22 protein-coding genes are annotated in these 20,243 nt (G+C 69.3%); 2 read left to right on the top strand and 20 right to left on the bottom strand.

The genetic code is table 11. The features are described from left to right. Nucleotides 1-37: 37 nt before the first annotated feature. From ACFYZ4_RS31160 to ACFYZ4_RS31210, 11 genes are all read right to left on the bottom strand, one after another. Entirely contained in the window at nt 38-925 is an 888-nt protein-coding gene (locus ACFYZ4_RS31160) for a diacylglycerol kinase (RefSeq protein WP_351295726.1), read from the bottom strand. 72 nt (nt 926-997) lie between these two features. Then, nucleotides 998-1,954, bottom strand: coding sequence for a twin-arginine translocase subunit TatC (gene tatC / locus ACFYZ4_RS31165; RefSeq protein WP_351295723.1), 957 nt, complete (start codon nt 1,952-1,954; stop codon nt 998-1,000). A 47-nt stretch (nt 1,955-2,001) separates the two neighbouring features. Continuing rightward, on the bottom strand, nt 2,002-2,295 hold the full coding sequence (gene tatA / locus ACFYZ4_RS31170) for a Sec-independent protein translocase subunit TatA (protein WP_351295720.1): 294 nt from the start codon (nt 2,293-2,295) through the stop codon (nt 2,002-2,004). A 168-nt stretch (nt 2,296-2,463) separates the two neighbouring features. Further along, nucleotides 2,464-2,664 carry a hypothetical protein gene (locus ACFYZ4_RS31175; protein WP_351295717.1) on the bottom strand — a complete coding sequence of 67 codons (201 nt, stop codon included), beginning with the start codon at nt 2,662-2,664 and terminating at the stop codon, nt 2,464-2,466. Nucleotides 2,665-2,690: 26 nt separating this feature from the next. Then, complete coding sequence (locus ACFYZ4_RS31180; protein ID WP_327413009.1) at nt 2,691-2,918, bottom strand: hypothetical protein; 228 nt, start codon at nt 2,916-2,918, stop codon at nt 2,691-2,693. Between the two features lie 14 nt (nt 2,919-2,932). Next, the gene (locus ACFYZ4_RS31185) at nt 2,933-3,901 is read right to left on the bottom strand and encodes a WYL domain-containing protein (protein WP_351295714.1); all 969 of its coding nucleotides are present in this window, start codon (nt 3,899-3,901) and stop codon (nt 2,933-2,935) included. A 97-nt stretch (nt 3,902-3,998) separates the two neighbouring features. Then, nucleotides 3,999-4,955 carry a WYL domain-containing protein gene (locus tag ACFYZ4_RS31190; RefSeq protein WP_351594722.1) on the bottom strand — a complete coding sequence of 319 codons (957 nt, stop codon included), beginning with the start codon at nt 4,953-4,955 and terminating at the stop codon, nt 3,999-4,001. Between the two features lie 120 nt (nt 4,956-5,075). Continuing rightward, the gene (locus tag ACFYZ4_RS31195) at nt 5,076-5,468 is read right to left on the bottom strand and encodes an FKBP-type peptidyl-prolyl cis-trans isomerase (protein ID WP_030722817.1); all 393 of its coding nucleotides are present in this window, start codon (nt 5,466-5,468) and stop codon (nt 5,076-5,078) included. Nucleotides 5,469-5,496: 28 nt separating this feature from the next. Further along, entirely contained in the window at nt 5,497-6,438 is a 942-nt protein-coding gene (locus tag ACFYZ4_RS31200; protein ID WP_390785393.1) for an FKBP-type peptidyl-prolyl cis-trans isomerase, read from the bottom strand. 115 nt (nt 6,439-6,553) lie between these two features. After that, nucleotides 6,554-7,915: a Pup--protein ligase gene (gene pafA, locus ACFYZ4_RS31205; RefSeq protein WP_030016332.1), complete on the bottom strand. Its 1,362-nt coding sequence runs from the start codon at nt 7,913-7,915 to the stop codon at nt 6,554-6,556. A gap of 127 nt (nt 7,916-8,042) precedes the next feature. Continuing rightward, nucleotides 8,043-9,305: an MFS transporter gene (locus ACFYZ4_RS31210; protein ID WP_351295705.1), complete on the bottom strand. Its 1,263-nt coding sequence runs from the start codon at nt 9,303-9,305 to the stop codon at nt 8,043-8,045. A gap of 147 nt (nt 9,306-9,452) precedes the next feature. On the opposite strand from ACFYZ4_RS31210, the gene ACFYZ4_RS31215 reads away from it, so the two are divergent. Continuing rightward, nucleotides 9,453-10,451: a LacI family DNA-binding transcriptional regulator gene (locus ACFYZ4_RS31215; RefSeq protein ID WP_390785394.1), complete on the top strand. Its 999-nt coding sequence runs from the start codon at nt 9,453-9,455 to the stop codon at nt 10,449-10,451. 78 nt (nt 10,452-10,529) lie between these two features. Here ACFYZ4_RS31215 and prcA read toward each other — a convergent pair whose 3' ends face one another. The 6 genes from prcA to arc form a co-directional block, all read right to left on the bottom strand. Next, nucleotides 10,530-11,294, bottom strand: coding sequence for a proteasome subunit alpha (gene prcA, locus ACFYZ4_RS31220; RefSeq protein ID WP_351295700.1), 765 nt, complete (start codon nt 11,292-11,294; stop codon nt 10,530-10,532). 46 nt (nt 11,295-11,340) lie between these two features. After that, nucleotides 11,341-12,180 (bottom strand): proteasome subunit beta, encoded by an 840-nt coding sequence (gene prcB / locus ACFYZ4_RS31225; protein WP_351295697.1) that lies wholly within the window; start codon nt 12,178-12,180, stop codon nt 11,341-11,343. After that, nucleotides 12,132-12,707, bottom strand: a complete 576-nt coding sequence (locus ACFYZ4_RS31230; protein ID WP_390785399.1) for an endonuclease VII domain-containing protein — start codon at nt 12,705-12,707, stop codon at nt 12,132-12,134. The genes prcB and ACFYZ4_RS31230 overlap by 49 nt, the downstream gene beginning before the upstream one ends. A 71-nt stretch (nt 12,708-12,778) precedes the next feature. Beyond that, nucleotides 12,779-12,991: a ubiquitin-like protein Pup gene (locus ACFYZ4_RS31235; RefSeq protein WP_030016348.1), complete on the bottom strand. Its 213-nt coding sequence runs from the start codon at nt 12,989-12,991 to the stop codon at nt 12,779-12,781. Nucleotides 12,992-13,175: 184 nt separating this feature from the next. Then, complete coding sequence (gene dop / locus ACFYZ4_RS31240; protein WP_351295693.1) at nt 13,176-14,687, bottom strand: depupylase/deamidase Dop; 1,512 nt, start codon at nt 14,685-14,687, stop codon at nt 13,176-13,178. Nucleotides 14,688-14,949: 262 nt separating this feature from the next. Continuing rightward, on the bottom strand, nt 14,950-16,716 hold the full coding sequence (arc, locus tag ACFYZ4_RS31245) for a proteasome ATPase (protein WP_319730019.1): 1,767 nt from the start codon (nt 16,714-16,716) through the stop codon (nt 14,950-14,952). Between the two features lie 264 nt (nt 16,717-16,980). On the opposite strand from arc, the gene ACFYZ4_RS31250 reads away from it, so the two are divergent. Continuing rightward, complete coding sequence (locus ACFYZ4_RS31250) at nt 16,981-17,301, top strand: ferredoxin (RefSeq protein WP_030722847.1); 321 nt, start codon at nt 16,981-16,983, stop codon at nt 17,299-17,301. Between the two features lie 4 nt (nt 17,302-17,305). Here the strand turns inward: ACFYZ4_RS31250 and ACFYZ4_RS31255 are convergent, their stop codons facing one another. The 3 genes from ACFYZ4_RS31255 to ACFYZ4_RS31265 all read right to left on the bottom strand — a co-directional run bounded on the left by ACFYZ4_RS31255 (nt 17,306) and on the right by ACFYZ4_RS31265 (nt 20,189). Beyond that, entirely contained in the window at nt 17,306-17,848 is a 543-nt protein-coding gene (locus ACFYZ4_RS31255; protein WP_390785400.1) for a hypothetical protein, read from the bottom strand. 292 nt (nt 17,849-18,140) lie between these two features. Continuing rightward, the gene (locus tag ACFYZ4_RS31260; RefSeq protein WP_053785960.1) at nt 18,141-19,037 is read right to left on the bottom strand and encodes a tRNA (adenine-N1)-methyltransferase; all 897 of its coding nucleotides are present in this window, start codon (nt 19,035-19,037) and stop codon (nt 18,141-18,143) included. An 18-nt stretch (nt 19,038-19,055) separates the two neighbouring features. Then, the gene (locus ACFYZ4_RS31265) at nt 19,056-20,189 is read right to left on the bottom strand and encodes a site-2 protease family protein (protein WP_390785401.1); all 1,134 of its coding nucleotides are present in this window, start codon (nt 20,187-20,189) and stop codon (nt 19,056-19,058) included. Nucleotides 20,190-20,243 lie beyond the last annotated feature (54 nt).

The raw sequence follows: 20,243 nt of genomic DNA on the forward strand, positions 1-20,243 counted from the left end.
GAGCCTACCCGCCGGCTCTGACAACAGTCGCGATCATTTAAGTGAGCAGGCGGACCGCTGCGGGGACGCACTCCGCGGTCACCGGCAGCGCCCCGAGCGGCTCGCCGTCCGCGTACGCGGTCAGGCCCGGCGCCTCCAGGGTGATCTTCCGGGCGCGGTGGACGCTCACCTTCGGGTGGCTCAGGTGCCTGCCCTTGTAGACCTGCGGAAACACCGTGAGCAGGGTGGCCCGGGTGCAGTCGCCGACCACCGTCACGTCGAAGAGCCCGTCGTCGGGGACGGCGTCCGCGCAGATCCGCATGCCGCCGCCGTAGGAGGAGCCGTTGCCGACGGCCACCAGCGTCGCCTCGGTCTCGATCACCGGGCCGTCGTCCAGGGTGATCCGGTACGGGAACGGCCGGAAGGCGGCCAGCTCCGCGATCATCGCCAGGTCGTACTTGAACCGGCCGGCCGGCAGCCGCATCCGGTTGCCCCGGTCGTTGACCCGCGAGTCGAAACCGGAGCACAGCACGGTCCCGAACCAGCCGGCGCCGACCCGGCCGAGGTCGATCTCCCGGATCCGGCTCTCCTTGAGGGCCTCGGCGGCCATCCGCCCCGCCCGCGCGGGCTCCCGTACGGGCAGTCCCATCGCCCGCGCGAAGTCGTTCCCGGTGCCCGCCGCCACCACTCCGAGCGGCACCCGGGTCCCCGCCAGGGCCTGCAGCGCCAGGGAGACCATCCCGTCGCCGCCCACCGCGACCACCGCCCCGGTGCCCTCGCGGACCGCGGTCGTGAGCCGGGCCAGCGCGTCCTCGGCGTCGGCGCCCACCACCGTCCGTACGGAGAAGCCGGCCGCCCGCAACGCGGAAGCGGCCGGCTGCGCGGCGTGCGCGCCCCGGCCGCGTCCGGCGGTGGGATTGACGAAGAGGGTGACCTCGGAACTCACCCGGCGGAATGTATCCCAGAACTCGCCCCGGGTGGTGGGGGCACCTCCCGGCGGCAGCCGGGGCCGTACCTGTCAGGTGGCGTCGTCGTAACCGTTGATCCGCTGGCGTCCGCCGTCGGCCTGACCGGGCAGCGCCGCGGGGGCGGGCACCGACTCCAGCTCGCCGATCGGCGCCGGGGTCAGGTCCAGCTCGGCGGCCTCGTCGTCGCTCAGACCCGCGTCGGGGTCGTTGCGCCGGCGCCTGCGGTCGTTGAGCAGACAGATGCCGAGGGCCAGGAAGTACAGGGCCACGATGGGCAGGGCCAGCGCGAGCATGGTCGGCGGGTCACCCGTGGGCGTGGCGAACGCGGCGAAGATCGTGATGCCGAGGACCATGCCCCGCCACCAGCCGGCGAGCCGCTTGCCGGTGAGCACACCGGTGAAGTTCAGGAGGATCAGCAGGAGCGGCAGCTCGAAGGCCAGACCGAACACGATCACCATGCGGGTGACCAGGTCGAGGTAGTCGTCGACCGGCAGCAGGTTGCGCGCGTGGTCGGGCGTGAACTCCAGCATGATCGTCGCGGTCTGCGGAAGGATCTTGTACGCGAGCACCGCGCCCACGCCGAACAGCGGCGCACCGACCGCGACGAAACTCCGCGCGTACTTCTTCTCGTGGTTGTGCAGCCCCGGCGCCGCGAACGCCCACAGCTGGTACAGCCACACCGGCGCGGACAGCACCACACCCGACATCAGCGAGACCTTCAGGGCGATCGAGAACGCCGAGATGAGACCGTTCACGGTCATGTCGGCGCAAGGGTGCCCGTTGCGCTGGGTCACCACCCCGTCCCTGCAGCCGACCGAGTCCAGCATCGGCTTCAGCAGGAAGTTGATGATCTCCCTGTAGAAGAAGGCCGAAATGATGGTGATCACCAGGATCGCCAGGACCGACTTCAGCAGACGGTTTCGCAGCTCACGCAGGTGCTCGACAAGAGGCATCCGCCCTTCGGCGTCCTTGTCCGTCTTCTCCTGCTTGCGGGCAGACTTGAGCAACCCACGTCCCTTGTCTCGTTGCAGATGACTGGCGCGTACGGCGTGCGTCAGCCCTGGGCGGCGCGGTTCGTCTCGCTGACCGGGCGGGAGCTGGTGACGTCACCGGGCGCGGCCTGGATGGTGCGCGGGGCGGCGGCCTGCTGCGCGGACTGGTCCGCGACCGTGGCGGCGGTGGACGTGTCCTCGCCCTCGCCGTCCTTCTTCATGGCCTTGGCCTCGCTCTTGAGGATGCGGGCCGACTTGCCGAGGGAGCGAGCCATGTCAGGAAGCTTCTTGGCGCCGAACAGCAGGATGATCACGCCGACGATGACGAGGATTTCCCAACCCCTGAGGTTGCCCATAGAAATCTTCCTTTTCTCCGAGGTTCACAGCGCACCGGTACGGGCGCCTGGGACTTTCTCTACCGAGGATCGTAACCCCAGGGGGTTAACGCCCGGCAATCCCCCGGCGTCCCCCGTCTTGCGTCCTGGCCGGTTGTCAATCCCCCCGTCACACGCCCGTCTCGTTCGCTACGGTCGCACGCCGCGCCCCGCCCTGGCCAGGTCCGCGGCCGCCCGCTCCAGATCGCCCGACGCATCGGTGATCCGGCGGCTGGCCCGCTCCACCTGCGTGGAGAGCCTGCGCACCTCCGCGTAGACCCGTACGGCCAGCACGGCGAGCACGGCGACTCCGAGGAAGCCCAGGGCAATTGCGAACATCGGCCACAGCATGGGGCGAGCCTAGGCCACCGCCCGCCTCAGATGCTGCGCAGGGTGCTCACGCCCCCGCCCGTCAGCAGCTCCACAATGCGCTCACCAGCAGGTTTGCGCACGGAGGCACCGCATTCGGGACACGTGAAGGAGTAGAAAGTGGCCCGTCGGCTGCCGCCGATGGCCAGCCGCAGGGCCCCCGCGTCCAGCTCGAAGCGGGCCCGGCAGTCGGGGCAGGAGGCCTTGAAGGCGACGGGCCCGGACGTTGGCGACATCGGCCGCGCTCCCCTCAGAGCTGTTCCCCGTACCCCGCGAGTGCTTCTCGAGCGGCGCTCCGCGCGCTCTCCGCCAGCTCTGTGGGGGCGACGATCCGCCCCTCGCGCCCGAGCCGCAGCGCGAGCCGGCGCAGCGAGGCCGGATCCGGACTGCGCAGCGTGATCCGCAGGCCTCCGTCGGCCAGCTCCTCCGCGCTGTCGTGCGGGTAGTACTCGGCGACCCAGCGCCCGCCCGGACCGACCTCGACGACGACCTCCGGGTCCTCGGCGGCCGGCTGGACCAGGCCCTCGGACAGATCGCGCGGCTCGATCGCCGGCGGGTCGGCCCGCTCGTCCAGCAGCCGGATCTCCGCCACCCGGTCCAGGCGGAAGGTGCGCCGGGCCTCGGAGAGGTGGCACCACCCCTCCATGTACGTGTGCCCCACCGCGAACAGCCGGATCGGGTCGACCTTGCGCTCGGTGAGCTCGTCCCGCGCGGGCGAGTAGTAGCGCAGCCACAGCCGGCGGCGCTCCGCGATGGCCCGGTCGACGTCCGCGAAGACCCCGCCCTCCGATTCGAAGGTCACCGACAGCCGGGAGCTGGCCCCGGCGACCTCGCCGGCCGCGGCCTCCAGCTTGGCGGTGGCCCGCAGCAGAGCGTCCCGGTCCCCCTCGCGCAGCCCCGGCAGGGTGGCCACGGCCCGGGCGGCGACCAGCAGCGCGGTCGCCTCGTCGGCGGCCAGCCGCAGCGGCTCGGCGGTGGACTCCCCCGAGGCATCGGGGTTGCGCCACCAGATGCGCTCCCCGTCGGTGTCGATGTCGAGCAGGTCCCCGCCGCGGAAGCTGGTCCCGCACATGGGCAGCACGTCGAGGTCCGAGATCAGCTCGTCCTCGGTGATCCCGAAGGCGCGGGCGACGTCGGCGACGTGCGCCCCCGGGCGCTCGCGCAGGTACGTCACCAGGGACAGCATCCGGCGGGTCTGGTCGATGGCGTTGGCAGCCATGCTGGTACGTCTCCCCCTCAGGGCACGTCTTCGAATGGGGCGGCCGCGCATGCGGCGGTCTCGAAGGTGGCGGTCTCTCGAATGCGGCGGATCCGGTTCAGGCCTTGGCGACGGCCCTCAGCCGGTCCACCACGTCGGCCCGCAGGTCGGCGGGCCCGACCACGACGACGTCGGGCCCGAACTCCACCAGCCAGGCGTCCAGCCCGTGCCCGTACGGGATCTCCAGCTCGTCCCAGCCGTCCGCGCCCTCGCGCACCGCCGTGGCCTTGGCCCGCAGCGGATAGCCCGCCCCGGCGCGCAGCCGGATCAGCGCGGAGCGGTCCGCGCTCTCCCCGGCCCAGCTCGCCACGGTCTCCCGTACGGTCACCACGTCCGGGACGTCAGCGGTGTACTTGGCGGCCCGGGACTTGACCTTGCCGGTGATCCGGGACAGCCGGAACACGCGCTCCGCCCCGCGGTCACGGTCGTAGCCGGCCAGGTACCAGTGGCCGCGCCAGCACTCCAGCGCCCACGGCTCCACCTGCCGGGTCTCGGGCCGGGCGGCGGTGGACTTGCGGTAGTCGAAGACCACCGGCCGACGGTCCCGGCAGGCCAGCATCAGCGGCTCGAAGGCCGCCTCGTGGACCGGGATGCGCGGCTCGATGGCACTGTGCTGGCCCTCGTACGGGTCGCCCGCCTCGGGCATCCCGCCCGCGCGCAGCTTCTGCAGGGCCCCGCTGGCGGCTCCCGCCAGGCGGGCCTGCTGCCAGACCTTGGCCGCCAGCCCCAGGGCGGCGGCCTCCTCGGCGTCCAGCGAGACGGGAGGCAGCCGGTTGCTGTCCCGGCGGGCCAAGTAACCGGTTTCACCGTCCAGGTTCTCCACCGTCTCGATGACCAGACCGAGTTCGCGCAGATCGTCCTTGTCCCGCTCGAACATGCGGTTGAAGGACTCGTCGTTGCCGGCCTCCATGTAGGCCTCGATGGAGCCGCGCAACTCGCGCTTGCTCAGCGGCCGGCGGGTCCCCAGCAGACACAGCGCCAGATTCATCAGCCGCTCGGCCTTGGCAATCGCCATCGACGCCCTTCCCCCGTTCTCGACACACTCGTGACCGTTGACCGTACCGCCCCGGCGGTCCCGGACAAAAGCGAGGGCCCCCGCCTCACGGCGGGGGCCCTCGGAGCGGCTGCCGGTGAATCAGGCGGCCATCAGGTCACAGACGAAGATCAGCGTCTCGCCCGGGGCGATGGCACCGCCCGCGCCGCGGTCACCGTAGGCGAGGTGCGCCGGGATCGTCAGCTTGCGACGGCCGCCGACCTTCATGCCCGCGATGCCCTGGTCCCAGCCCGCGATGACGCGGCCGGCACCGAGCGGGAACTGCAGCGCGGAACCGCGGTTCCACGAAGCGTCGAACTCCTCGCCGGTGGAGAAGGCCACACCCACGTAGTGGACGGAGACCATGGCACCGGCCTTGGCCTCGGCGCCGTCGCCCTCCCAGATGTCCTCGATCACGAGGTCCTTCGGGGCTTCGCCCTCGGGGAAGTCGATCTCGGGCTTCTCGAGCTTCTGGCTCACGGAACTGCTCCTCATACGTACGAAACGGTCAACCGGAACAGTCTTACATCACGGTGAGGATGTCGAGGCTGAAGACCAGCGTCGACTTGGCCGGGATGGTCCCCTGCTCCTTGTCACCGAACGCCTGGTCCGGCGGGATGACCAGCAGGATGCGGCTGCCGACCTTCTTGCCGATCAGGCCGTCCTTCAGGCCCGCGACCGAGAGCTCCTTCAGCGGCCACGTGACCGTCGAACCGGAGGTGTACGTGCTTTCGAAGGTCTTGTCGTCCTTCCACGTCTTGCCGTTGAACTTCACCACGACGGAGTCGGTGTCCTTGACCACCGCGCCGTCGCCCTCCAGGACGTAGTTCGAGACCAGCTTCGTCGGCTCGGCGGTGTCCTTCGGGACGGACACGGAGACCTCCTGGCCGTCCGTGTTCGTGCCGACCTTGGGCAGGTCCTTGTTGTCCTGGGCGACCTCCTTGCCCGTGGCCGAGGCCGGGACGGTGGCGCCCTTGACGATGTCCACGACGAAGACCAGCGTGGCGTTCGGCTTGATCTTCGGCTCCGAGCCCTGCGCCCCGTAACCGAGGTCCGGCGGGATCACGAGCTCGACACGGCTGCCGACCTTCTGGCCCTCCAGGCCCTGGTCCCAGCCCTTGATGACGCCGCCGGCACCGATGGTCAGGTCGAACGGCGCGGGCCGGCCGAAGCTCTGGTCGAACGGCTCCGCGCCGTCCCACACCTGGCCGAGGTAGTTGACCTGCGCGATGTCGTTCTTCTTCAGCACCTGCCCGGTGCCCTCGCTGATGGTCACCACCTTCAGCTCCTTGGGCGGCTCGCCCTTCCCCTTCGACAGGGTGGGCGTCTCCCCGAACTTGGCACCCTTGGTGATCGCGGGCGCCCCGTTCTTCATCTGGGCGGAGTCGGAGCCGCTGTCGTCGCCACACGCTGCGGTCGTCAGCAGCAGAAGGGGTACGACAAGCAGGCCGGCAAGTCGGCGCACGGGTTCCTCAGATCTCAGACGGCAAGGCGGTCGCCCGCCACTCTAAGCCGTGCACAGGGCCCCGTACGAGAGACGTACGGGGCCCCGGTAAGGAGTGCGATGTCACATTGCGGTCCTACATGCCGGCGATCAGCTTCTCCACCCGGTCGTCCACCGACCGGAACGGGTCCTTGCACAGCACCGTCCGCTGCGCCTGATCATTGAGCTTCAGGTGCACCCAGTCGACCGTGAAGTCCCGCCGCTGCTCCTGCGCCCGCCGGATGAAGTCCCCGCGCAGCCGCGCCCTCGTCGTCTGCGGGGGCACCGACTTGCCCTCGAAGATCTTGAGGTCATTGCAGATCCGCGCCGCCTGCCCCTTGCGCTCCAGCAGGTAGTACAGCCCGCGCCGACGGTGGATGTCGTGATACGCGAGGTCTATCTGAGCCACCCGCGGATTCGACATCGTCATGTTGTGCTTCGCCCGGTACCGCTCGATCAGCTGGTACTTCATGACCCAGTCGATCTCGGTCCCGATCCGGTCCAGGTCCTCCGCGTCGATCGCGTCCAGCGTGCGACCCCACAGCTCCAGCACCTGGTCCACCACACCGGTACGGATCCCCCGGCGCTCCGCGAAGTCCACCGCCTTGTCGTAGTACTCCCGCTGGATCTCCAGCGCCGACGCCTCCCGGCCGCTGGCCAGCCGCACCTTGCGCTGACCCGTGATGTCGTGGCTCACCTCACGGATCGCCCGGATCGGGTTCTCCAGGGTCAGGTCACGCATCACCGTGCCCGCCTCGATCATGCGCAGCACCAGGTCGGTGGCCCCGACCTTGAGCAGCATGGTCGTCTCGGACATGTTCGAGTCACCCACGATGACGTGCAGCCTGCGGTAGCGCTCGGCATCCGCGTGCGGCTCGTCCCGGGTGTTGATGATCGGCCGCGAACGGGTCGTGGCAGAACTGACACCCTCCCAGATGTGTTCGGCCCGCTGGCTCACGCAGTAGACCGCGCCCCGGGGCGTCTGCAGCACCTTGCCCGCGCCGCAGATCAGCTGCCGCGTGACAAGGAACGGAATGAGAATGTCCGCCAGGCGGGAGAATTCCCCGTGCCGGGCCACCAGGTAGTTCTCGTGGCAGCCGTACGAGTTGCCCGCCGAGTCGGTGTTGTTCTTGAAGAGATAGACGTCGCCCGCGATTCCCTCCTCGTGCAGGCGGCGTTCGGCGTCGACGAGCAGTCCTTCGAGAATGCGCTCGCCTGCTTTGTCGTGGGTGACCAGTTCGGTCACGTTGTCGCATTCGGGAGTTGCATATTCCGGATGCGAACCCACATCGAGGTACAGACGGGCGCCGTTCCGCAGGAAGACATTGCTGCTGCGGCCCCATGACACAACACGGCGGAAGAGGTAGCGCGCCACTTCGTCAGGAGACAGTCGGCGCTGTCCCCTGAACGTGCACGTGACGCCGTACTCGTTCTCCAGCCCGAAAATGCGGCGGTCCATGACTGAACATTACGCCTTCTGCCCTCTTCTGAAACCGGGTTCGGGAGCGCCGTTTCGATCAGTTCCCCCGAGCGAGCCCGCCGACCCGTCACCGAACAGGCCCCCCGACCCGCGTGGCGCCCCCACATCACCCCGCCGAAGAGGCCCCCGACGCCACCTCACGCGAACCCTCCGACACCCCGTCAGACGAACCCGCCACCGCCCGGCCCGGCCCCGCAGTTGCCAGCACCCGCTGAGTGACCATCAGCACCAGCAGCGCCGCGACCCCCGCCACGCCCGCCACCCCGAAGCCCGCCGCCGTACCGCCCAGCTCCACCGCAGGCCCCGCCGACGCCGTACCGATCGCCGCACCCACCCCGAAGAACGTCACCAGCCACGAGAACGCCTCCGTCACCGTGCCCGCCGGAGCATGCCGGTCCACCACGATGAACGCACACGCCAGCGCCGGCGCCAGGAACACCCCCGACAACGCCGCCAGACCCGTCATCGCCACCGGCCCCGGAGTCAGCATCAGCGGCAGATAGCCCAGCGCCAACAACGCCACCAGCATCCGCAGCCGCCGCTCCGGCGCACCCGCCCACTGCCGCGCCCCGTACGTCACCCCGCCGATCAGCGCACCCAGCCCGAGCGCCGCCATCAGCCACCCGTACACCGCCTGGCCCCCGTGATCGTCCGCGTACGCCACACCCGCCACCGTGATCGAACCCAGCGCCATCCCCACGAAGAAGAAGGCACCCAGCAGCGCCAGCAGCCCCCGCGAACGCAACGCACCCAGCCAATGGGCCTCCCGCGGCGCCGAACGCCACGTGCGCGAAGGCTCGCTCACCACCACCGACAGCGCACCCAGCACCCCGATCGCATTGAGCGCCAGCAGCGCCCCGGCCGGCGACCACAGCGCCACGAACAGCGTCACCAGCAGCGGACCGACCGTGAACATGACCTCCTGGGCCACCGCGTCCATCGCGTACGCCGCGTGCACCTTCTCCTCACGGCCCCCCAGGACGCTCGGCCACAAGGCCCGCAGCCCGCCCTCCAGGGGCGGCGTGAAGAGCCCCGCGACGACCACCGCGGCATACGCGGCCACCGCCGACCCCGTACCCGCCAGCGCCAGCCACACCACGCCCAGCGCCGAGACCACGGCCGCCGGCAGCTGCACCCGCGGCTGCCCGAACAGGTCCACCGCCCGGCCCAGCAACGGCTGGCCCACCGCGTTGGCCACCCCGTACGCGGCGGCGAGGGCCCCCGCGAGGCTGTAGCTGCCGCCCTCCGCGCGCGTGAACAGCACGATCGCGATCGGCGCGGTCGCGTTCGGCAGCCGCCCCACGAGCGTGCCCACCAGCAGCCTCGCGGCGTGCCGGGTCCGCAACAGCTCCGCGTATCCCGCGGCCATGTCCGCCCCCTTCTGCCCGGATCCTGCCGGGGTAATACGTATAACGTGACGAGTCATACGTACCATGGCCGCAGTCCACGGGTCCACCCCACCGACCCCGCCACCACCCCCGAAACCACCCCCGACCTCGCACTTCAGGAGCCACCTGTGACGAGACCCACCAGCCGCGACGTGGCCACCGCCGCCGGGGTCTCCCAGGCCACCGTCTCCCTCGTCCTCGCCGACAAATGGCCCGGCCGCGTCTCCGAACGCACCGCCACCCTCGTCCGCGAAACCGCCACCCGCCTCGGCTACCGCCCCAACCTCGCCGCCCGCAACCTCCGCCTCGGCTCCACCCGCACCGCCCTCCTCGTCGTCCCCGCCCTCACCAACGAATTCTTCGCCCGCGTCTACACCGGCGCCGCCCGCGTCGCCGCCGAACACGGCTTCGGCGTCGTCCTCTACCCCTCCCCCGACGGCACCGGCCCCGCCCGCGACCCCTTCGCCTCCGCCCGCGCCGCCCTCGACGGAGTCATCGCCTCCTCCATGGCCGCCGACGCCCTCGACGCCATCGGCGGCAACACCCTCCCCCTCGTCATGCTCGACAGCGACCCCGCCGCCGGCACCGCCGCCGCCCACGTCAACCTCGCCATGGCCGACGGCATGCGCCAGATCACCGCACACCTCCTCACCCTCGGCCACCGCCGCTACCTCCACCTCGCCTCCGCCGTCGACTCCTGGACCTTCGACACCCGCGCCGAAGCCCTGGCCGCCCTCCTCGGCCCCGACAACGAACTGCGCACCGTACGGTCCCCCCTCACCGTCGACGGCGCCCGTACGGCCACGGAAGCCGCCCTCGCCACCCCCCAGGACAGACCTACCGCCATCGTCTGCGACGACGACATCCTCGCCGCCGGCGCCTGCAAAGCCGCCCGCCGCCTCGGCCTGCGCATCCCCGAGGACCTCTCCGTCACCGGCTTCGACGACCTCGCCCTCGCCACCGCCGTCGAACCCGAACTCACCACCGTCCACCTCCCCGCCGAACACGTCGGCGAACAAGGCATGACCGCACTCCTCGCCGTCCTCGAAGGCACCCCCTGGACCGCCCCCGACATCCCCGTCCGCCTCGTCGTCCGCGACTCCACCGGCCCCGCCCCCACCCCCTGAGCGGCCCCGGACCGCAACCGGACACGACAAAGCCCCGGCCCGCCGAAACGGCGAACCGGGGCTCCACTCATCAAGCGCCTACTCGGCGTCGTCCTCCGGCGCCTCGTCGTTCGATACGGCATCCGCCTGCGCCGCCGCCGGCACATCCGCCTCCAGCAACCGCGACAGCTGCCGGCCCCGGATCCGCTTGAACTTGCGCTGCTGCGCCCGCGTACGGTCCAGCACCGCCACCTCAAGCCGCTCGGCCGGAATCGCCTTGTCCGCACCGTTCGCCTGGCTGGACAGCGCCTGCACCGCCAGCTTCAACGCCTCGGACAACGTCATCCCGTCCTGGTGACGCTGGTCCAGGAACGTACTGATCTGCTCGGCATTGCCACCGACCGCGACCGAACCGTGCTCGTCCACGATCGACCCGTCGTGCGGCAGCCGGTAGATCTGGTCCCCCGCCGCCGTCGCACCGACCTCGGCGACGACCAGCTCCACCTCGTACGGCTTCTCACCCGCACTGGAGAAGATCGTGCCGAGCGTCTGCGCGTACACGTTCGCCAGCCCACGGGCCGTCACATCGTCACGGTCATAGGTGTACCCGCGCAGATCCGCGTACCGCACACCACCGATCCGCAGGTTCTCGTACTCGTTGTACTTGCCGGCGGCCGCGAAGCCGATCCGGTCGTAGATCTCGCTGAACTTGTGCAGCGCACGGGACGGGTTCTCACCGACGAACACGATGCCGTCGGCGTACTGCAGCACGACAAGGCTGCGACCGCGGGCGATGCCCTTCCGGGCGTATTCCGCCCGGTCGGCCATGGCCTGCTGGGGTGACACATAGAACGGAGTCGACACCGGCTGTCCGTCCCTTTCTTCTGGGCTCCTACGGGGCGACGGATGGTCAGAGCAGGGCGGCGCGCGGGCCGTCGGGCTGCTCGAGACGACGGTTGGTGACCGTACGGGCGAGTTCCTGCGACTCTGCGTCCGTCAGCCTGCGGAATCCCTCGTCGGTGATGACGGTGACGATCGGATAGATGTGGCGGTACAGGTCCGGCCCACCGGTCGCCGAGTCGTCGTCGGCCGCGTCGTACAGCGCCTGCACGACCAGCGTGGTGGCCTGCTCCTCCGTCAGATCGGGACGGAAGAGCTTCTTCATCGAACCCCGGGCGAAGATCGAACCCGACCCGGTGGCGGCGAAGCCGTGCTCCTCGGAGCGGCCGCCGGTCACGTCGTAGGAGAAGATCCGGCCCTTCTCCTTGGCCTCGTCGTACCCCGCGAACAGCGGCACGACCGCCAGCCCCTGCATCGCCATGCCCAGATTGCTCCGGATCATGGTGGACAGCCGATTGGCCTTGCCCTCCAGGGAGAGGGTCGTCCCCTCCACCTTCTCGAAGTGCTCCAGCTCCAGCTGGAACAGCTTCACCATCTCCACGGCCAGGCCGGCCGTACCGGCGATGCCGACGGCGGAGTACTCGTCCGCCGGGAACACCTTCTCGATGTCCCGCTGCGCGATCATGTTCCCCATGGTCGCCCGCCGGTCACCGGCGAGGACGACCCCGCCGGGGAAGGTGGCGGCCACGATGGTCGTCCCGTGCGGCGCCTCGACCACACCCTCCGGCAGCCTGCGGTTGCCGGGCAGCATGTCGGGCGAGTGCGCGCCCAGGAAGTCCATGAAGGACGACGACCCCGGCGTCAGGAAGGCTGCCGGTAGACGCCCTGTGCTACGAGTGTTGGGTTCCACAGGTTTCCTTCCACGTAAGCGGCTGCACGCCTCATGACGTCCGGCCGATCCTTGAACTGCCCCAGGGCTGCGTTACAGCTGAAGCACAGTACGCCTCGGACCTTACCCGTCTGATGATCGTGATCCACATGTTCCGCCGGAGCATTCCTACAGAGCAGGCAGCTCCCGCCTTGAGCCTCGATCATGGCGTCACGTTCGTCTTCGGTGATGCCGTAGTGGCGCTTGAAGTACGAGGCCCGGTTCCGTTGGGCTCGGCACTCTTTGCAGTAGCTGGCCCAGCCGTCCGAGCTCGTCTTGTTCCGCTCCCACTGCGAGTGGGGCTTGATCTCCCCACACTGGGGACATCGCTTGTGCCCGGACGGCACGGGAACCTTCACCCGCACCGTCCGCCCCTTCGCCTCTTGCTTCTGCTTGTAATGCTCGGCCTGGCATTCACGGCAATACGCCTGCAGGCCGTCCCGCATTGCGCGATTACTTGCGAAGGCCTCGCATAACTGAACGCGCCTGCATCGCGAGCAACGCTTCATGCCTTCAGGTACCACCTCGGCCACCCCCGCCCCCAACCTTCGATTCGAAGGTTAAATGGCCTCGGCGAGCCCTACTGGCCACCCTTTTGGACGAACGACCTCACGAAATCCTCGGCGTTCTCCTCCAAGACATCGTCAATCTCGTCAAGTACGGAGTCGACGTCGTCGGAGAGCTTTTCCTGGCGCTCCTTGAGGTCGGTCGATTCTTCGACCGCGGCCTCCTCGACCTCCTCGGTCGAGCGCGTCGCCTTCTGCTGTCCGCCGCCGGTGTCCTTGGTCGCCATGTCTACCTCACCCCGCTCGGTTCGCACGCTCACGTCGAGAGACCCCGGGATTCGGGATCTCTCAAGATCAGACCCTATGTCGGACCTTACTAGGATGGTCCGACATTCGTCCCCGCACTTTCACAACGTCCGGTTCTCCACATGATTCCCGGACCGGGGCCCTTTCAGGCCCCCATGGCACCGCTCACTGCCCCGAAAGCACCCGCACCAGGTCCTCCGCCGTGCGGCAGCGGTCCAGGAGCTCCTTGACGTGGTTCCGGGTCCCCCGCAGGGGTTCCAGCGTCGGGACGCGCTGGAGCGAGTCCCGGCCGGGAAGGTCGAAGATCACCGAGTCCCAGGAGGCCGCGGCCACGTCGTCCGCGTACTGCTCCAGGCAGCGGCCGCGGAAGTAGGCCCGGGTGTCCTCCGGGGGCTTGCTCTGGGCCCGCTCGACGGCCGGCTCCTCCACCAGGCGCTTCATCTTGCCCCGGGCCACCAGACGGTTGTAGAGGCCCTTCTCGGGCCGGACGTCCGAGTACTGGAGGTCCACCAGGTGCAGCCGCGCCGCGTCCCAGCCCAGCCCGTCCCGGCGCCGGTAGCCCTCCAGGATCTCCCGCTTGGCGATCCAGTCCAGCTCCCCCGACAGGCTCATCGGGTCGCTCTCCAGCCGGCCCAGCACGTCCTCCCAGCGGAGCAGCACGTCCTTGGTCTGCTCGTCCGCGTCGGAACCGAAACGCTCCTCCACGTACTTGCGGGCCAGCTCGAAGTACTCCATCTGCAGTTGCACCGCGGTGAGTGTCCGGCCGCTGCGCAGCGTGATGAGGTGTTTGAGGTCGGGGTCGTGGGAGACCTGGTGGAGGGTGCGTACGGGCTGGTCGACGGCGAGGTCGACGTTGATGAACCCGTCTTCGATCATGGACAGGACAAGTGCGGTCGTGCCGAGTTTCAGGTACGTGGAGATCTCGGAGAGGTTCGCGTCGCCGATGATCACGTGGAGGCGGCGGTACTTCTCGGCGTCGGAGTGCGGCTCGTCCCGGGTGTTGATGATGGGCCGCTTGAGGGTGGTCTCCAGGCCGACCTCGACCTCGAAGTAGTCCGCGCGCTGGCTGATCTGGAAGCCGTGCTCGCGGCCGTCCTGGCCGATGCCGACGCGGCCGGCGCCGGTCACGACCTGGCGGGAGACGAAGAAGGGGGTCAGGTGGCGCACGATCTCCGAGAAGGGGGTCTCCCGCTTCATCAGGTAGTTCTCGTGCGTGCCGTAGGAGGCGCCCTTGTTGTCGGTGTTGTTCTTGTAGAGGTGGATCGGCTGGGCGCCGGGCAGCTGGGCCGCCCGTACGGCAGCCTCGGCCATGATCCGCTCGCCGGCCTTGTCCCAGAGCACGGCGTCGAGCGGGTTGGTGATCTCCGGCGAGCTGTATTCGGGGTGCGCGTGGTCGACGTAGAGCCGTGCGCCGTTGGTGAGGATGACGTTGGCGAGGCCGATGTCCTCGTCGGTCAGCTGGCTGTTGTCGGCGGCCTCGCGGGCGAGGTCGAAGCCGCGGGCGTCCCGCAGCGGATTCTCCTCCTCGAAGTCCCAGCGGGCGCGTCGCGCCCGGTGCATCGCCGCCGCGTAGGCGTTGACGATCTGGGACGAGGTGAGCATGGCATTGGCGTTCGGGTGCCCCGGGACGGAGATCCCGTACTCCGTCTCGATCCCCATTACTCGCCGTACGGTCATGCGGCCCTCCTTGCCCGGCGGCGCTCCCCTTCGGGAGCGGCGCTCAAGTACCGCTGGTGCTCCGGTGCGTGTGCCTGTGCGGTGCCCGTCCCCGCACTGCGCGTCCGGCGGTACGGAAGAGCCTAGAACCACTGCGCGCTCGTGGGGAGATCATTTCCGTCATTGAATCCGCCCTTTCACCGGCTGAAAAGCGGCCGGTAAAGCGGTCGGGTAAAGCAGTCGGCTGCGGATGCCCGGGGAGGGCATCCGCAGCCGCTCCGCTTCAGAGGTACTGACCGGTGTTCGCCACCGTGTCGATGGAGCGTCCGGTGTCCGCGCCTTGCTTTCCGGTGACGAGGGTGCGGATGAATACGATCCGCTCTCCCTTCTTTCCGGAGATTCGGGCCCAGTCGTCCGGGTTGGTGGTGTTGGGCAGGTCCTCGTTCTCCTTGAACTCGTCCACGCACGCCTGGAGGAGGTGGGAGACCCGGAGGCCCTTCTGGTTGTGCTCGAGGAAGGCCTTGATCGCCATCTTCTTCGCACGGTCCACGATGTTCTGGATCATGGCGCCCGAGTTGAAGTCCTTGAAGTAGAGGACTTCCTTGTCGCCGTTGGCGTACGTGACCTCGAGGAAGCGGTTCTCCTCGGTTTCGGCGTACATCTGCTCGACGACGGTCTGGATCATGCTGTGGACGGTGCCGTCCTTGGAGCCCTGGTGTTCGGACAGGTCGTCCGTGTGCAGGGGCAGCGAGGCCTTGAGGTACTTCGCGAAGATGTCCTTCGCGGCCTCGGCGTCCGGGCGCTCGATCTTGATCTTCACGTCGAGCCGGCCGGGGCGCAGGATGGCCGGGTCGATCATGTCCTCGCGGTTGGAGGCGCCGATGACGATGACGTTCTCCAGGCCTTCCACGCCGTCGATCTCGGCGAGCAGCTGGGGGACGATGGTGTTCTCCACGTCCGAGCTGACTCCGGATCCGCGGGTGCGGAAGAGGGATTCCATCTCGTCGAAGAAGACGATGACGGGGGTGCCCTCGCTCGCCTTCTCCCGGGCACGCTGGAAGACGAGGCGGATGTGCCGCTCGGTCTCGCCGACGTACTTGTTGAGGAGTTCGGGGCCCTTGATGTTCAGGAAGTAGGACTTCCCGGCGGGCTGGCCGGTCACCTCGGCGACCTTCTTGGCAAGGGAGTTGGCGACGGCCTTGGCGATGAGCGTCTTGCCGCAGCCGGGCGGGCCGTAGAGCAGGATGCCCTTCGGGGGCCGCAGTTCGTGTTCCTTGAAGAGGTCCGGGTAGAGGTACGGGAGCTCGACGGCGTCGCGGATCAGCTCGATCTGGTCGCCCAGGCCGCCGATCTTGTCGTAGTCGATGTCGGGGACCTCTTCGAGGACGAGTTCTTCGACCTCGCTCTTGGGGACGACCTCGTAGACGTAGCCGGAGCGGGGTTCGAGCAGGAGGGCGTCGCCGGGGCGGATGGTGATGTCCAGGAGCGGCTCGGCGAGCCTCACCACCCTTTCCTCGTCGGTGTGCCCGACGACCAGGGCGCGCTCGCCGTCCTCGAGGATCTCCTTGAGGGTGACGATGTCCCCGGCCCGCTCGAATTCCATGGCCTCGACCACGTTGAGGGCCTCGTTGAGCATGACCTCCTGGCCGCGCCGGAGGTCTTCCGGGTCGACGCTGGGGCTGACGTTCACGCGGAGCTTTCGGCCTCCGGTGAAGATGTCGACGGTGCCGTCCTCGTTGGCCTGCAGGAAGACACCGAAACCGGCCGGCGGCTGGGCGAGCCGGTCGACTTCTTCCTTGAGGGCCACGATCTGGTCCCGGGCCTCACGGAGGGTATTCGCGAGTCGTTCGTTCTGTGCGGATACGCCGGCAAGATTTGTCTGCAGCTCGACGATCCGCTCTTCGAGAATCCTCGTGTGTCGCGGAGAGTCGGCGAGCTTACGTCGCAGGACGGCGATTTCCTGCTCGAGATAGGCAACCTGGCCGGCGGGGTCCTCAGACCCTCGCCCGGGCCGGATGCCGCGGTTGATGTCGTCGTCGTGGGCTGCCACGGTCCTCACCTCCTCCAAGGGGAGCTGGACGCTTCCTGACCCTACCTGGGCTGGTGGTGATTGAAACCCCTAGATCACAAAGACGGTAGAGGTGTGTCCGATCTTCACCCTTGCGTACTCCCTCACGCCAAGGAAATACCCACCCATCAAACTCGGGAAGCGGCCGGTTGTAAGGTCGAACTGTTCAACACCCGTCAGGGCTCGCGCGACTTGCTGCGGGTTGTGACCGGGATGGATCACTCAGCGCAGGGAACGGCAGGAGATATGACCGTGCAGCACGAGGCTCCGACGGGCGCGGCCGGTGAGGCCGGCGAGCCGCTTGAGGTCTGGATCGACCAGGACCTCTGCACCGGGGACGGCATCTGTGCGCAGTACGCGCCCGAGGTGTTCGAGCTGGACATCGATGGTCTGGCGTATGTGAAGAGCCCTGAGGACGAGCTGCTGCAGGACGCGGGGGCGACCACTCCGGTTCCGCTGACGCTGCTCCAGGACGTGGTCGACTCGGCGAAGGAGTGCCCGGGGGACTGTATTCACGTAAGGCGCGTTTCGGACAGGGTGGAAGTCTTCGGTCCTGACGCCGAGTGACGTTTCAAACACTCCTGGCGGCTGAGTCCGTCAGCTCCTGGCGGAATTTTCCGTCGCTCCAGCGCCACTTGGCGAGCTGTTTGGTGTCGGGGCAGCAGCGCGGTACGGCGGGTGCGGAGTAGCCGAGGAGGCTCGCGGTGACGACGCGGTCGCGCACGGTCAGTTCCGTGACGGTCTGTCGTTTTCCGGTGTCGAGGAGGGTGGCGACGACGCGGGGGCGGGCGCCTTCGGTGCGGTCCTGGGTGAGGACGTAGATCGCGTGGGGCGGGGTGCCTGAGCCGGCTTCGCAGCGGACGGCGGCGACGGTCTCGGGGCGGGCGTCGCCGTCGAGGTCGCCCTGGGCGGTGGCCGTGACGGCCTGTGGGGCGCCGTTGCAGTCGAGGGGGTAGGTGACGGCTGCGGCGTCGGGAGCGGCGGCCTGGGGGCCGTTCGCGGTGGGGTCCGGCGTGGCGGCGGGGGTGCCGGTGGCCGGCTGTACGAGTCCCGCTGTGGCTATGACGGCGGCCATGGCGGTGGCCGTGGCGAGCCAGTGGAGGGGCCTGGCCATGCTGTGCGCCAGGGTGTCCGGGGTCGGCGTCAGCTCGGCGGGGCTGTGCAGCACGCGGGGTGTCTCCTGTGCGAAGGGTGACGGGGAGCCAGCATCGTGCCATACCTCACACGGAGGTGGAACGGCCGGGTCCGGTCCTGTTGGTTCCGGGGCGGGTGACCGCGTGCGGGCCGGGCGGGACGGAGTCGGCACGGGGACAACGAAAAGGCGCTGTGGTGCAGTTCCCGGTCGGTCCGGGGAACTGCGCCACAGCGCCGTCGTGTTGGGTCGGCGGTGCGGTTGCGCGGTGTGGTTACGCGGAGCGGTCGCTGCCGGGGCCGTCGTAGTCCTCGCCGTAGGCGCCCTTGGCGGGGCGGCGGCGGCGCATGGGGGGCTCGACGCCGTCCGCGAGGCGGCGGGCGGTGACGAGGAAGCCGGTGTGGCCGATCATGCGGTGGTCCGGGCGGACGGCCAGGCCTTCGACGTGCCAGTTGCGGATCATCGATTCCCAGGGCTGCGGTTCGGCGAAGCAGCCGATCTCGCGGATGGACTCGACGGTCTTGGACAGCTGGGTGGTGGTGGCCACGTAGCAGCAGAGGATGCCGCCGGGCACGAGGGCCTTCTTGACCGCGTCCAGGCACTCCCAGGGGGCGAGCATGTCGAGGATCACGCGGTCGACGTCGGTCTCGTCCAGGTTGTCCTGGAGGTCGCCCACGGTCAGCTTCCACGCGGGGTGGGGGCCGCCGAAGTAGCGCTCGACGTTGGCGGTGGCGATCTCGGCGAAGTCCGCGCGGCGCTCGTAGCTGTGGAGCATGCCCTGGTCGCCGATGGCGCGCAGCAGGAAGCTGCTCAGGGAGCCGGAGCCGACGCCTGCTTCCACGACGCGGGCGCCGGGGAAGATGTCGGCGAAGGCCAGGATCTGGCCGGCGTCCTTGGGGTAGACCACGGCGGCGCCGCGGGGCATGGACAGGACATAGTCGGGGAGCAGGGGACGCAGCGCGAGGTAGGCGACGTTGCCCGTGGTGCGGACAACACTGCCCTCGGGGGCACCGATCAGCTCGTCGTGGGGGAAGGAACCCTTGTGGGTGTGGAAATTCTTCCCGGCTTCGAGCGTGAACGTGTAGTGGCGGCCCTTGGGGTCGGTGAGCTGAACCTGGTCCCCGACCTCGAAGGGCCCGCGTCGGCGGGCGGCACCGGTCGGTTCGGACATGTGACCAGTGTATTGGCTTCAGGACTGGGGCCGTGCCATGGCCTTCACGAAGGCCTTTTCGACGTCGAGGGTGGACAGGACGCCGTAGATGGCGCCGCCGGGTTCGAGGACGAGGTACTCGGTGGCGGGGGTGGCGCGGAGGCGGTCGAGGAGTTCTTCGCCGGTGAGTTCCGCGGAAACCTTCATGCCGTCGGTGAGGTCCTGGGCGAGGGTGCTGACGGCGACCCAGGGGCGGCGGTGTTCGGGGACGGAGGCGATGGCGCTCTCGCGGACGATGGCGGTGGGGTCGCCGTGGCCGTCGACGACGACGAGGGCGCGGGCGCCGGCTTCGTTGGCGCGGCGGAGGGCTTCGGAGAGGGGGGTGGCGTTGTCCACGGGGATGGCGCGCCGGGTGAGGGTGCGGGCGCGCAGTTCGGGGAGGTGGGCGCGCAGGCGGGCCATGCGGAGGCTGTTGCCGGCTCCGGTCCAGATGATGGCGGCGAGGATGGCGGCGAGCAGGGCGTCCATGACGGTGTTCATGCCGCCGATGTCCTGGGTGCGGTTGCCGAGGAGTCCGGTGTGGGTGAGGAGGGGGAGGCCGAGGAGGACGGCGACGGCGAGGCCGCGGCCGACCCAGGCGGCGGCGATGGTGCCGGCCATGGGTTTGCCGGTGATGCCCCAGATGACGGCGCGGAGCATGCGGCCGCCGTCGAGGGGGAGGCCGGGGAGCAGGTTGAAGGCGGCGACGAGGAGGTTGGAGATCATGAGGCCGGCGAGGAGGACGCCGGGGACGCTGGCGGGTTCGACGGCTTTCATGCCGAGGTGGAAGGCGCCGGCGAGGAGGAGGGAGAGGAGGGGGCCGACGAAGGCGAGGACGAATTCGCGGCCGGGGGTCTCGGATTCCTTTTCGATCTCGGAGACTCCGCCGAAGAACTGGAGCTGGATGCGGCGCACGGGGAGTTTGAAGCGGAGGGCGGCGACGGTGTGCGCGAGTTCGTGGACCAGGACGGAGGCGTAGAAGGCGACGGCGAAGAAGAGGGAGACGAGGTAGCGGACGGGTCCGAGGTCGGGCAGGATGCGGTCGAGCTGGTCGCCGAAGACCCAGGTGATGAGGGCGGCGACGAGGAACCAGCTGGGCGAGACGTAGACGGGTACGCCGAAGGGGCGGCCCATGAGGATTCCGCCGCCCGGTCCTGAGCGCCGGCCCGCGCGCTCGCCGGTTTCGTC

Origin of the sequence: Streptomyces sp. NPDC001513 (assembly GCF_042894695.1) — a bacterium.
Lineage (GTDB): Bacteria > Actinomycetota > Actinomycetes > Streptomycetales > Streptomycetaceae > Streptomyces.

Coding starts and splice junctions, on each gene's coding strand:
- tatA (WP_351295720.1), bottom strand. CDS start 2,295: ATGGGCAACCTCAGGGGTTGGGAAATCCTCGTCATCGTCGGCGTGATC.
- ACFYZ4_RS31175 (WP_351295717.1), bottom strand. CDS start 2,664: ATGCTGTGGCCGATGTTCGCAATTGCCCTGGGCTTCCTCGGAGTCGCC.
- ACFYZ4_RS31180 (WP_327413009.1), bottom strand. CDS start 2,918: ATGTCGCCAACGTCCGGGCCCGTCGCCTTCAAGGCCTCCTGCCCCGAC.
- ACFYZ4_RS31185 (WP_351295714.1), bottom strand. CDS start 3,901: ATGGCTGCCAACGCCATCGACCAGACCCGCCGGATGCTGTCCCTGGTG.
- ACFYZ4_RS31190 (WP_351594722.1), bottom strand. CDS start 4,955: ATGGCGATTGCCAAGGCCGAGCGGCTGATGAATCTGGCGCTGTGTCTG.
- ACFYZ4_RS31195 (WP_030722817.1), bottom strand. CDS start 5,468: ATGAGGAGCAGTTCCGTGAGCCAGAAGCTCGAGAAGCCCGAGATCGAC.
- pafA (WP_030016332.1), bottom strand. CDS start 7,915: ATGGACCGCCGCATTTTCGGGCTGGAGAACGAGTACGGCGTCACGTGC.
- ACFYZ4_RS31210 (WP_351295705.1), bottom strand. CDS start 9,305: ATGGCCGCGGGATACGCGGAGCTGTTGCGGACCCGGCACGCCGCGAGG.
- ACFYZ4_RS31230 (WP_390785399.1), bottom strand. CDS start 12,707: ATGAAGCGTTGCTCGCGATGCAGGCGCGTTCAGTTATGCGAGGCCTTC.
- ACFYZ4_RS31235 (WP_030016348.1), bottom strand. CDS start 12,991: ATGGCGACCAAGGACACCGGCGGCGGACAGCAGAAGGCGACGCGCTCG.
- dop (WP_351295693.1), bottom strand. CDS start 14,687: ATGACCGTACGGCGAGTAATGGGGATCGAGACGGAGTACGGGATCTCC.
- ACFYZ4_RS31250 (WP_030722847.1), top strand. CDS start 16,981: ATGACCGTGCAGCACGAGGCTCCGACGGGCGCGGCCGGTGAGGCCGGC.
- ACFYZ4_RS31255 (WP_390785400.1), bottom strand. CDS start 17,848: ATGGCCAGGCCCCTCCACTGGCTCGCCACGGCCACCGCCATGGCCGCC.
- ACFYZ4_RS31260 (WP_053785960.1), bottom strand. CDS start 19,037: ATGTCCGAACCGACCGGTGCCGCCCGCCGACGCGGGCCCTTCGAGGTC.
- ACFYZ4_RS31265 (WP_390785401.1), bottom strand. CDS start 20,189: ATGGGCCGCCCCTTCGGCGTACCCGTCTACGTCTCGCCCAGCTGGTTC.